The 11403-nt window shown below is 30.5% G+C and carries 13 protein-coding genes; 10 read left to right on the forward strand and 3 right to left on the reverse strand.

All coding sequences use genetic code 11. The annotated features are described in order from the left end of the window. The first annotated feature begins 251 nt into the window (after window positions 1–251). From C7954_RS12655 to C7954_RS12690, 8 genes are all read left to right on the forward strand, one after another. Window positions 252–1445 carry an acetate/propionate family kinase gene (locus tag C7954_RS12655; RefSeq protein ID WP_073159410.1) on the forward strand — a complete coding sequence of 398 codons (1194 nt, stop codon included), beginning with the start codon at window positions 252–254 and terminating at the stop codon, window positions 1443–1445. A 160-nt stretch (window positions 1446–1605) separates the two neighbouring features. Next, window positions 1606–1944 carry a cytoplasmic protein gene (locus C7954_RS12660; RefSeq protein ID WP_073159412.1) on the forward strand — a complete coding sequence of 113 codons (339 nt, stop codon included), beginning with the start codon at window positions 1606–1608 and terminating at the stop codon, window positions 1942–1944. 80 nt (window positions 1945–2024) lie between these two features. Continuing rightward, a complete protein-coding gene (locus C7954_RS12665; RefSeq protein WP_073159414.1) occupies window positions 2025–3278 on the forward strand; it encodes a GntP family permease in 1254 nt (417 codons plus the stop codon). 52 nt (window positions 3279–3330) lie between these two features. Next, window positions 3331–3747 (forward strand): secondary thiamine-phosphate synthase enzyme YjbQ, encoded by a 417-nt coding sequence (locus C7954_RS12670; RefSeq protein ID WP_073159416.1) that lies wholly within the window; start codon window positions 3331–3333, stop codon window positions 3745–3747. A gap of 1 nt (window position 3748) precedes the next feature. Then, window positions 3749–4189 (forward strand): NUDIX domain-containing protein, encoded by a 441-nt coding sequence (locus tag C7954_RS12675; RefSeq protein ID WP_073159418.1) that lies wholly within the window; start codon window positions 3749–3751, stop codon window positions 4187–4189. Between the two features lie 100 nt (window positions 4190–4289). Further along, entirely contained in the window at window positions 4290–5354 is a 1065-nt protein-coding gene (locus C7954_RS12680; RefSeq protein ID WP_073159420.1) for a 1-aminocyclopropane-1-carboxylate deaminase/D-cysteine desulfhydrase, read from the forward strand. 104 nt (window positions 5355–5458) lie between these two features. Beyond that, a complete protein-coding gene (locus tag C7954_RS12685) occupies window positions 5459–6133 on the forward strand; it encodes a hypothetical protein (protein ID WP_073159423.1) in 675 nt (224 codons plus the stop codon). A gap of 69 nt (window positions 6134–6202) precedes the next feature. Beyond that, entirely contained in the window at window positions 6203–6946 is a 744-nt protein-coding gene (locus C7954_RS12690; protein ID WP_073159425.1) for an SIR2 family NAD-dependent protein deacylase, read from the forward strand. 24 nt (window positions 6947–6970) lie between these two features. On the opposite strand, the gene hpt is transcribed toward C7954_RS12690, so the two are convergent. Both hpt and C7954_RS12700 read right to left on the reverse strand, forming a co-directional pair. Continuing rightward, window positions 6971–7507: a hypoxanthine phosphoribosyltransferase gene (gene hpt, locus C7954_RS12695; RefSeq protein ID WP_073159427.1), complete on the reverse strand. Its 537-nt coding sequence runs from the start codon at window positions 7505–7507 to the stop codon at window positions 6971–6973. Beyond that, complete coding sequence (locus tag C7954_RS12700) at window positions 7508–8470, reverse strand: cytidylate kinase family protein (RefSeq protein ID WP_073159430.1); 963 nt, start codon at window positions 8468–8470, stop codon at window positions 7508–7510. It abuts the gene before it with no gap. A 203-nt stretch (window positions 8471–8673) separates the two neighbouring features. On the opposite strand from C7954_RS12700, the gene C7954_RS12705 reads away from it, so the two are divergent. Both C7954_RS12705 and C7954_RS12710 read left to right on the forward strand, forming a co-directional pair. Further along, the gene (locus C7954_RS12705) at window positions 8674–9984 is read left to right on the forward strand and encodes a glucose-1-phosphate adenylyltransferase (RefSeq protein ID WP_073159431.1); all 1311 of its coding nucleotides are present in this window, start codon (window positions 8674–8676) and stop codon (window positions 9982–9984) included. 111 nt (window positions 9985–10095) lie between these two features. Continuing rightward, on the forward strand, window positions 10096–10686 hold the full coding sequence (locus tag C7954_RS12710) for an MBL fold metallo-hydrolase (RefSeq protein ID WP_073159433.1): 591 nt from the start codon (window positions 10096–10098) through the stop codon (window positions 10684–10686). 107 nt (window positions 10687–10793) lie between these two features. On the opposite strand, the gene C7954_RS12715 is transcribed toward C7954_RS12710, so the two are convergent. Next, window positions 10794–11102: a helix-turn-helix domain-containing protein gene (locus tag C7954_RS12715; protein WP_073159435.1), complete on the reverse strand. Its 309-nt coding sequence runs from the start codon at window positions 11100–11102 to the stop codon at window positions 10794–10796. Window positions 11103–11403: the final 301 nt, after the last annotated feature.

An 11403-nucleotide genomic window follows, 5' to 3' on the forward strand; every position in this document is an offset into this window, starting at 1 on the left:
ACAAAAGCAGAGAAAAAAGATATGATAGAAGAAATTCAGGCAGAAGTAGACCACCGCTGGGAAAAGCTTCTAGTTAAGTGTGGAGAAAAGTAAAAAATAGCTATTTAGTTTTGTCATTATAAATAAAAGACTGCTGGAGTCCAAACCAGCAGTCTCCTTTTTAAACCAATTTTAAGAATTTAATTATGCATTTTAGAATTGAGCAGGGGAATAAATCTTAATCAAATAAAAGCAACCGGAGAGTGATGTTAATGAAAATTTTTGTTATTAACTGTGGAAGTTCATCTTTAAAATATAAATTATTTGATATGAGAGATGAAGATGTTTTAGCTGAGGGAATTATTGAAAGAATTGGTATTGAAAATTCATTTTTGAAATATGAAACAAAAGAAGGTACAGATATTAAAATTGAGCATGAAATACCAACTCATAAAGAAGGAATAGAATTATTAATTGAGACACTTCTTTCTGATGAACACGGTGTATTAGAAGATATGGATGAAATTAAAGCAGTTGGTCATAGAGTGGCTCATGGGGGAGAAAAATTTGCGCACTCTACTCTAATTGATGATGAAGTGATGAAAGAAATCGAAGATATTTCTGATTTAGCGCCACTTCATAATCCAGCAAATCTTATGGGGATTGAAGTTTGTAAAGAATTAATGCCTGAAACATCTCAGGTTGCAGTATTTGATACAGCTTTCCATCAAACTATGCCAGAAGAAGCATATACTTATGCTCTACCTTATGAATACTATGAAAAATATGGAGTCAGAAGATATGGATTTCATGGCACCTCTCATGGTTATGTAGCCAATAGAGCTGCTGAGATGATGGATGAAGATATTAACGATCTTAAAATTGTCACCTGTCATTTAGGAAATGGAGCAAGTATTGCTGCAGTAAAAAATGGTGAATCTATAGACACAAGTATGGGCTTTACTCCACTTGAAGGATTAGTAATGGGAACAAGATGTGGAGATATTGATCCAGCAATTGTACCATTTATCATGGATAAGGAAGATATGACAACTTCAGAAATAGATAGTGTACTAAATAAAGAAAGTGGTCTTTATGGAGTATCTGGAGTTAGCAGTGATATGAGAGATATTGAAGGAGCTGCTGATGAAGGAAATAATCAAGCTCAGGTAGCATTAGATATCTTTAATTATAGAGTTAAAAAGTATATTGGATCTTATTCTGCTGCTATGGGTGGAGTAGATGCAGTAGTATTTACAGCTGGCATTGGTGAAAATGCAATTGAAACTAGAGAAGAAATTCTTGCAGGTTTAGAATACATGGGAATTAAAATTGATAAAAACGCCAATGATATTCGTGGTAAAGAACAAATTATTACAACCAGTGATTCTACAGTAAAAGCTATGGTTATTCCAACAAATGAAGAGTTAGTAATTGCTAAAGACACAAAAGCAATTGTAAGCTAGATAATCATTTATAATTAAATAGATTTTTAAGGCATTTATTGTTGCTAAATTTATTTTAGTTACTAATAGATGCCTTTTCCATTTTAACAGATATTTTAACTTTTCAATTAAAGGGTTTTATAATTAAATAGAGAATTATATTAAAGTGGAGGTGTTTAAAATGAATAAATTTGCTTTTTTTGCTTTCAATGGTAATATGATGTGTTTTCAGCATATCTTACTTAATGCTTTAGATCTAGCTGATAAAGGTAAGGAAGCTAAAATAATTATTGAAGGTGAAGCAGTAACTTTAGTTCAAAAATTAGAAGAGTCTAAGAACAAACATTATTTTAAAGCAAAGGAAAGAGGATTAATTGACTGCATCTGTAAAGCTTGTTCAGCCAGTCTTGGTGTACTCGAATATAATCAGAGTACTGATATTCCTTTAAAGGGAGATATGAGTGGACATCCTTCCATGGAAGCTTTTACAGAGCAGGGATACCAGATTATTACTCTTTAATTAATAGTTGAGTTTTAACCTATCATGATATTTTAATCCTGATAGGTTTTTTATTCTGTTGTTTTGAAAGGAGAATAACTTTGTTAAGTATTGGGATTGGATTTGTTATTCTAATTACCCTCATTATTCTAAAAGTTAGTATAGTGATTGCTGCACCACTTTCATCTATAGTAATTTTATACTTGAACAACTTAAATATTTTAGAAATCCTGAATATCCACTATTTACCTGGTTTTGCTGCTTTTGTTCAGGATTATTTGTTTATATTTTTATTGAGTGCGATTTTAGGGAAAATAATGGAAGAATCTGATGATGCTGCTTCTATTGGTGAATTTGTTTTAGATGTTTTATCATACAGATATGCGGCAGTAGGTATCTTTTTTGCTAGTGCACTTTTATCACTGGGTGGAATTTCTGGATTTGTATTAATTTTTACTATTTATCCAATAGCTAAATCTGTTTTTGAAGAAGCTAATTTACCAAGGTCTCTTATTTTAGCTGCAATAGCAGGTGGAACTGTGGTTGTTGGACTTCCTTTACCAGGAAGTCCCCAGGTTCATAATTTAATCATGATGGATTATCTAAACACTTCTGCTTTAGCTGGTCTAGCTTTAGGATTAGTTAGTATTTCAACTGGAGCAGCAGCAGCTATTTTATATTTAAGATACAGAAGTATTTCATTTCTGGCTGAAAGTAACGCGAAGACAAATGAAAGTGTTTTGAAGAAGCCTGATCTGGCTAAGTTGATCAAATTTATTACAGCAATGCTTCCTTTATTAACAGTTTTTATATTACTTGCTGTTTTATCAAAAGATCCATTGCTGGCTTTATTTTTAGGAGTTATAGTTTCGATAATTAAAAACTTTAGAAAAATAGAATTGCTTAAAATTTTAAATGATAGTATATCTAATGCAGTCTTACCATTGATGTTTGCTGCTTCTGCAATGGGTTTTGGGCAAGTTATTTCTTCATTACCAGTATTTAAAAATTTTCTGGAGACTTTATTAAATTTACCTTTGCATCCTTATTTATTAGTTGGTTTAATTACAAATATTGCAGCTGGACTCTTAGGAAGTGCATCTGGGGGAATACTTTTAACACTAAGTACAGTTGGGGAAAACATTGTTCAGTTAGTTGATCCAGAAAAACTACATAGGATTATAATTATTGCTTCAACTGGTTTAGATACACTACCTCATAACAGCTCTTACCTGGCAATGCTTGCCTATACTGGTCTTAAATTTAGAGAAAGTTATTTTGATTACTACATAGTTACTGTTATAGCGCCTTTAATTTCTTTTGGAGCTGCAGTAATATTTGCTTTGAACTTTTAAAGAATAGAAAAGTTTAACACGACTAATTCAATTTAAAGAGGGAGTGGATTAAATGAAATCAATCAGAAAATATCTATACTTTAACACAGATGAGAGAGTTGAACTGATCAATATTACTAATCTGGTCAGAGGAGTTTTAAAAGATAGTGGTATTCAGGAAGGCTTATGCCTGGTTAATGCAATGCATATTACTGCCAGTGTATTTATTAATGATGATGAGAGTGGTCTGCATCAAGATTATAAGGAATGGTTGGAAGAACTAGCTCCTCATGAGCCAATATCACAGTATGCTCATAATGGATTTGAAGATAATGCTGATGCTCATTTAAAGAGACAGATTATGGGGCGTGAGGTAGTTGTTGCTGTAACAGAGGGTAAACTTGATTTTGGGCCCTGGGAGCAAATTTTTTATGGTGAATTTGATGGTCAGCGAGAAAAAAGAGTTTTAGTCAAAATTATAGGAGAATAAGATGAGATATCCAGAAGCTACAGTGGGTGCGGTTATTTTAAATTCCGAAGATAAAGTTTTAATCTGCAAATCAAACAAATGGAACCACAAATATGTAATTCCGGGTGGTCATATTGAGGCTGGAGAAAGTATGGAAGCAGCTTTAATAAGAGAAGTGAAAGAAGAGACTGGACTGGATATTTTTGATATTGAACTACTAGCTATTAATGAGAGTATCTATTCTGAATCATTTCAAAATAAAAAGCATTTTATTTTTGTTGATTATATCTGCCGTAGTAATTCGAAAGATGTAATTTTAAATGAAGAAGCTCAGTCATATAAATGGATTGATTTGACTGAAGTAGAAAATTATGATTTAGAAAAATTTACAGCTAAATTATTAAAAGAACTAAGAAAAAGCAATAAATCAGAATATAAACAAGAGATCATTTACGGGCTTTAATATTTGATTAGCTTATTCAATGATTATAATTAACTTTTAAAAATAAATATTTTGACTTAATAAATTTAAAAAAGAATGAGTAAATGAAAAGGGTGAATTTATGTATAATTTAAAAAAATATCAGATAGTAAAAGATAAAATTAATAGAATAGAAAGAGCTGAATTGGGGTTCTTCCCGACTCAAATATATAAATTGGAGAATCTTTCAGCTCAATATGGTGTAAATATTTATTTAAAAAGAGATGATTTAAGTGGTTTTAGTACTTTTGGTGGGAATAAGATAAGAAAATTGGAATTTTTATTTGGCGAAATTTTAGCACAGGGTGCAAAAAACATCTTTACTTATGGAGCCACTCAGTCCAATCATGCATTACAGACAGCTATTGCCTGCCGTAGATATAATTTAAACCCTATATTATATTTGGTTGATGTTATTGGTGAAGGAATTTCAGATCCTAAGGCTAATATTTTACTTGATCAAATCCTCGGAGCTGAAATTCAAATCATTGATTTTAAAGAAAATGAAGATGAATTTGAAGCGATGTATAGAGCTAAAGCGGAATCTAAAAAATATGCTCAAGAAATTTCTGAAAATGAAGATGATTATTATTTAATTCCTCCAGGAGGAGCCTCTCCTCGTGGTACTTTAGGATTTGTTAATGCTTATCTAGAAATGAAAGCACAAGAATTTAAGAAAGACTTGAATTTTAAAAACATTTTTCATGCAACTGGTACCGGTGGAACTCTTGCTGGTTTAACAGCTGTTAATAAATTTATAAGTGATGATCTTAAAGTCAATGGGATTAATGTAAGTCATAAAGATGAAAGTTATTTAAAAGAAGTAGCTGAGTTATCCACAGCAGCTTTAAATCTTTTAGATATTGATTTTGAATTAGAGGGCAGTGATATAATAGTTAATAATAATTATGTGGGTGAGGGATATGAAATTCCATCAACTAAAGCCAATCGGGCAGTAAAGATTTTTGCGGAAAATGAAGGTATTTTCCTTGATCCAGTTTATACTGGAAAAGCAGCAGCGGGAATGATTGATTATTTAGAAAAAGAAAAAATTGAAAAGGGTTCTGATCTTTTGTTCTGGCATACAGGAGGTACTAATGCATTATTCGCAGAAAAAAAGATATTAGGTAATTTATTAGATAATTGAAATTAAATTATAAACTTAAATCAACTTTATTATTAAACTCTGGCTTAAATGCCGGGGTTTATCTTTTTCTGTGGTTTGATATAATTAAATTCGAGGTGAAGAATATGAGTTTATTAAATCAAGTTAATTTATATGTAATCAAAGATATAGATAACAAAATAAAAATAAGTAGTTTATTAGGCTATAAAAATGATGAGCTTTTATTAAGTAAAAATGAGGTTAAAGATTCTGCAGTTATAGGAGATATTATTCTATTATTAAAAAATAATAAAGATGATAATTTAAAACAAAGAAAAGCTGTAAGTTATCCGGTTAAAAAAGTTAAAGGACGCTTTTCTGATGTAAAAGAATATATCTATTTTAAGATGAAAGTATTATATGATTTTAATCTGCATTATTTAAACAAAAAAGAAATAGAAGCAGTTGAAAAACATAAAGAACATATAAAATTTGAAAGATTAATCGATACCAACAAAGCAGATATTAAGAAATTAATAACTTATAATAGTGATGAAAAAGTAAAGCCCTTTAACCACAGCAATTATCCTGTACAGCAGATTCTAAACTCTAAAAAAATATTTAGACAAGAAATAGGAAATGTGTTTGAATGGGGCTGGAGCCTGATGGAAATATATCAGATTGATGAAAATAATTTTGTTAGCTTTAAGCAGAGCAGTTACTTTCGTGAAAGACAGCAGGGAGAATTTTTTGAAATTAGCAAAAAAGCTGTTAAATTCATGAGAACTTTTGAAGATGATAAAGATTATTTTTTAGATTAAACAAATTATTCATAATATTAACTAATATTCAGTTAAAAAGTATGGTATAATACTTATGAGGTGAAGAATATGAATAAATACCGAAAAGTAGCTGAGCTTATAAAGAATTCTAAACATACAACAGTTTTTACTGGTGCTGGGGTCTCAGTCGAAAGTGGTGTACCTCCATTTAGAGGTGAAAATGGTCTCTGGAATGATTATGATCCAATCATTTTAGATCTTAAAAACTTTTATAAACATCCAGAAAAAAGCTGGGATACGATTAAAGAAATATTTTATGACTATTTTGGTAAAGCTGAGCCAAATGAGGCACATAAAGTTATTGCTAGATTAGAAAAAGATGGATATATTAAAGCGGTGATTACTCAAAACATAGATAATCTTCATCAGAATGCGGGGAGTAAAAATGTATTTGAATTTCATGGTAATTCCCGTAATTTAATTTGTACTGAGTGTGGAGAAAAATATTCTGTTAATGAAAAACTATTATCAGAACTGCCTCCAAAATGTAAAAAATGTGGTGATGTTTTAAAACCTGATTTTGTTTTTTTTGGTGAGGCTATACCAGAACGTGAAGAAAAGTTATCTTTTCAAGAAGCGGAAAAAGCAGAGCTGTTTATTATAATTGGTACAACTGGAGAAATTCAGCCAGCCTCGTTAATTCCTGTAGTTGCCAACAGTAAAGGTGCTAAAATAGTAGAAATTAATATTAAAAAGTCTAATTTTACGGATGATATAACAGAAATATTTATTAAAGAAAAAGCAAGTACAGCTATGAAAAAAATTGAAACAGAATTAAATAAATTAAAGTAAAACAAGTAAAATCCTCAGTTAATCTTAGGACTGAGGATTTTCTTTATACTCTGCAATATATGCTAAATTTCTATATTTTTCTTTATAATCAAGCCCATATCCTACTACAAATTTATCTTCAATTTCAAATCCAGTATAATGAACAGGCAAATCCAAAAGCTTATTATCTGAAATATGGAGAAGAGTACAGATGCTTATGTTTTTGGGATTACGAGCACTAAGATTTTTTAATAAATAACTATGAGTTAAACCGGTTCTAATAATATTTTCAATAATTATAACATTTTTCCCAGAAATACTAAATTCCAAATCTCTAGTTACTCTAATTACCCCAGAATTATCTTCATCTGCATAATGGTTTAATTCTAAAAAATCAAGTTTAATTGGAAATTTGAGCTTGCGGCTGAGATCTGTCATAAAATAAAGGGAACTTTTTAAAATGCTGACTAATATTACTTCTTTGTCTTTAAAGTCTTTGTTCAGCTGTGCTGCTAATTCATTAATTCTGTTAGAAATTTCTTCTTCAGAAATGAGTATTTTTTCTAAATTTTGAGTATTCATTTATTTTTCACTCCCATTAAGGTCAAATTTTTCCGCTAGTTGTTCGAAATCTTTTTTATAAACAATTTTTATTTTAATATGTGGATATAATTCCTGCAGTAATCTAACTTTTTTATTTTTTTCAGTTGTATATTTTTGTTTCATAGTTGTTAATTCAACATACGTATCATGTTCGCATAAATAAAAGTCAGGTCTGAAAGCCATAATTACATTCCCTTCTGGATCCCATTCTAAAGGAAATTCACTGGGTTCATATTCCCATTCAATATGATGCATATCCAGTATTTTAGCAAATTCTTTCTCACTTTCATGACCAAAATTTCTTTGACTTTTATTTTCAACTGTTTTTTCGGTGACTTCTTTATTATTAATTAGTGCCTGAGGGTTTTCTTTTTTTAGATCAGCAATATTCATTATAACAGATAAACTATCTTCTAAGTTAAGGCCATCTCTATTTAATGTCAGGTGATAAAGAGTTGTTTTTTCCCAGTCCTGATTATGTATTCTCCAAACATAACGTCGATGTTTGCGGTCTGCTAATTCAAGCTCTCTAGCGGCTTCATCATGATGCAGCCCATAATTTTTTTTTAACTGCTGACAGCGGTATTCTTCAGAAGCAACTATTTTAAAATGAAGAGCATAAGGATTATTTTCAAAAATTATTTGAGATCCTAATCCTAAAATAAGTAGATCTGTAGTTTCAGATTTTCCCTTTAATTTTTGAGCAATATAGTCGGCGAAACTAATTTGTTCATTTTTTTTGGCATCTGGATTTAATATTTTAGTATAAAATTTAGAGCTTTGTTCCAGCATATGCAGCTGATGTTCATCAGCAACTTCAGGCAGCCAGTTTTCTAAAACATATTGGCGGTCAATTAATTGTAAGCCGAGACGGTTAGATAATTCTTTAGCAATTTCTTCACCACCACTTGCTGTTTGCCTTGAAATAGTTATTATTTGCATCAAAGACACCTTCCTTCTATAATAATATTATAGCATAAATGATAGTGACAAACTATTAATTTTAGAAAATTAAGGAAATAGATAATTGTGCATTAAATTATTAAAAATTCAACAGAAAAATAAAGGGTTTTACCTAATTTTGCCTAATATATAAATATGAGATGTAGAAAAATATATAGTTTTTAAGAAATAGGGGGTATTCTATGAAAACATTAGCATTGATTTTGGCCGGTGGGCGTGGAACTAGACTTGATATTTTATCAGCACACAGAGCTAAACCAAGTGTACCATTTGCAGGTAAATTTAGACTTATTGATTTTGCTTTAAGTAACTGTGTTAATTCTGGTATCTATAATGTTGGGGTTTTGACTCAGTATTTACCATTATCCTTAAACAATCATATAGGTATTGGAAAACCATGGGACTTAGATCGCAGAATGGGTGGAGTTACAATTTTACAGCCTTTTAGAGGCAAACCAGGATCAACTGATTGGTATGAAGGAACAGCTCATGCAATTTATAAGAATATGAGTTTTATTGAGAGTAAAGATCCAGATGATGTAGTTATTTTATCCGGTGATCATGTGTATGAGATGGATTATAGCAAAATGGTTGAGTACCACAAAGAAAAAGATGCAGATTTAACTATAGCTGCTCAACCAGTTCCATATGAGGATGCAAATCGGTTTGGTATTTTAGATTATAATGATGAAATGAGAATTACAGATTTTGTGGAAAAACCTGAAAATCCACCCAGTAACTTAGCTTCAATGGGCATTTATGTTTTTAAAAAAGAAGTTTTACTAGAAGTTCTAGAAAAATACTGTACTGAAGAAGATTCAGACTTTGGACATCATATTATACCACCAATGATTGAAAAAGAGTGTGTATATCTTTATGAGTTTGATGATTATTGGAAAGATGTAGGCACACTTGCTGCCTACTGGGAAAGTAGTCTAGAATTAACTGATCCAATTCCAAGTCTTAATCTTTATAATGATGAGTGGAAACTGCACACCAGAAGTGAAGAAAAACCACCTGTTAAATTTGGTAAAGATGCATCTGCTTCTAAGAGTTTGATTTCTAATGGGTCTATAGTTAATGGAGTAGTTAAAAATTCTATTATTAGTCCTGGGGTATATATTGAGGAAGGTGCTGTTGTTAAAGACTCAATTATTTTTAATGATACAGTAATTAGAAGTAATACTGTTGTAGAAAAGGCTATAATTGATAAAGAAGTTGAGATTATGGCTAATTGTAAAATTGGTTATGGTGATGATTTAACCCCAAACAAAGATGAGCCTGATCTATTGGAAAATGGTTTAAATGTAATTGCTAAAAGAGCTACAATACCAGAGGGAACAACCATCGGTAGAAATTGTAGAATTTTCTCTTATGTTGGTGTAGAGGATTTTGATAATAAAAAGATTCCTAGTGGTAGTACAATAACTTCTGAAATAGGAGAAAAAGTAGCTGCTGGAGACGAAATTCATGTTAGAGAATTAAATACTTAAAATTTGCTTAGTTAAATATAGTGGCCCCTTCTTAATTGAGGGGGCTTATTTTATTTATTAAACAATCTATGCTAAAATTAAGATAGTTATCAATAATTAAAGCAATAGGAGATGATTATTATCAAAGTTAAGTGGTTAGGTAATTCAGCTTTGTTGGTTGATGCTGAGCAAAAAATTGTAATTGATCCCAGTTTTGAAATTGAAGCTGATTTTGAGGCAGATATCGTACTGATTACACATGAGCATGATGATCATATTAATTTAGATGATCTTGCAGCAGTTAGCAATAATGAAACAAAAATTTATGCACCTCAATCAGTTTACAATAAATTTGATATTGAAGGAGAAGTTGTACAAGCTGGAGATTTGATCGAAGATCAGATAAAGGTCTTAGATGTTGATTGTTACAACTCAGAAGGCTCTGTAGCTTATTTTTATAAGGGTCTTTATCAGACAGCAGATGCTGCTGATTATCCGGATCCAGATGAAGAGATAAAGTTATTATTTACAGCCTGTTTCAACGATCATTTTTCTGATTATCTAGAAAAAGTAATTAAATTTAATCCTAAAATGGCAATACCATATCATTATGATCCGGAAGAAAGGCAGGAATTGCTGCAGGCCAAGGGTTTATCCAGCAAATTTGAACAGATTGGATGCAAATCTAAGATTATAGAAATTGGTGAAGAATTTGATGTTTAATAGTCTGATTCATTCATATTAAGATTTAACAAGATTTCTGGTTAAATTTATGGAACAGAGAAAAGCTCTCAGTAAGATTAATTATCCTGAGAGCTTTTATGTAAGTTTTATTCATTTTTATTTAAACTTTCCAAAAAAAGACTTAGATTCTCTCTTTGGGTTGGGCTTAATTGTCTAGCATTATCAAGCAGAGGTCTCAATGAATCAGGAACAGCATTATTCGGTTCAGAAAAAAAAGCTGCAATTGTGATTCCAAGAGCTCTACAGATCCTTTCTAAGGTTGTAATTGTGGGTGACTGTTTGTTGGACTCAATGGAACTGATAAATGACTGGCTGATACCGGTGTGGTTAGATAATCTTTTTTGGCTTAAACCCCTCTGATTTCTATATTTTTTCAAACGCTTTCCGATATTCATAATAAATACCTCCCTACAAAATATTATCTTCTAATAATTTCAAAATTTGCAATATATATTATATCACTATAATGATAATTTAATACTATTATACCAGTTATTTCTGACAAAAAATAGTAAAAAACTTAATTTTCTAATTTTAATTTTTAAAATAATAAAAATTATCTGTTAATAGACATTATAACCATTATAATCATTGAATATAGAGTATTGTATAATAAGTTGTGTAAATTAAATTTAACGATTTTTTTAAAATAAAAAAGAGGAATCCTTCTTTAAGTGGTTGAATTATTTATTAGCG

It is taken from the genome of Halanaerobium congolense (assembly GCF_004366375.1).
GTDB classification, from domain to species: domain Bacteria; phylum Bacillota; class Halanaerobiia; order Halanaerobiales; family Halanaerobiaceae; genus Halanaerobium; species Halanaerobium congolense.

What these genes read in the sequence shown, in the direction of transcription:
- C7954_RS12655 (WP_073159410.1), top strand. Translation starts at nt 252, where the DNA reads ATGAAAATTTTTGTTATTAACTGTGGAAGTTCATCTTTAAAATATAAA.
- C7954_RS12660 (WP_073159412.1), top strand. Translation starts at nt 1,606, where the DNA reads ATGAATAAATTTGCTTTTTTTGCTTTCAATGGTAATATGATGTGTTTT.
- C7954_RS12670 (WP_073159416.1), top strand. Translation starts at nt 3,331, where the DNA reads ATGAAATCAATCAGAAAATATCTATACTTTAACACAGATGAGAGAGTT.
- C7954_RS12675 (WP_073159418.1), top strand. Translation starts at nt 3,749, where the DNA reads ATGAGATATCCAGAAGCTACAGTGGGTGCGGTTATTTTAAATTCCGAA.
- C7954_RS12680 (WP_073159420.1), top strand. Translation starts at nt 4,290, where the DNA reads ATGTATAATTTAAAAAAATATCAGATAGTAAAAGATAAAATTAATAGA.
- C7954_RS12685 (WP_073159423.1), top strand. Translation starts at nt 5,459, where the DNA reads ATGAGTTTATTAAATCAAGTTAATTTATATGTAATCAAAGATATAGAT.
- C7954_RS12690 (WP_073159425.1), top strand. Translation starts at nt 6,203, where the DNA reads ATGAATAAATACCGAAAAGTAGCTGAGCTTATAAAGAATTCTAAACAT.
- hpt (WP_073159427.1), bottom strand. Translation starts at nt 7,507, where the DNA reads ATGAATACTCAAAATTTAGAAAAAATACTCATTTCTGAAGAAGAAATT.
- C7954_RS12700 (WP_073159430.1), bottom strand. Translation starts at nt 8,470, where the DNA reads ATGCAAATAATAACTATTTCAAGGCAAACAGCAAGTGGTGGTGAAGAA.
- C7954_RS12705 (WP_073159431.1), top strand. Translation starts at nt 8,674, where the DNA reads ATGAAAACATTAGCATTGATTTTGGCCGGTGGGCGTGGAACTAGACTT.
- C7954_RS12710 (WP_073159433.1), top strand. Translation starts at nt 10,096, where the DNA reads ATGATTATTATCAAAGTTAAGTGGTTAGGTAATTCAGCTTTGTTGGTT.
- C7954_RS12715 (WP_073159435.1), bottom strand. Translation starts at nt 11,102, where the DNA reads ATGAATATCGGAAAGCGTTTGAAAAAATATAGAAATCAGAGGGGTTTA.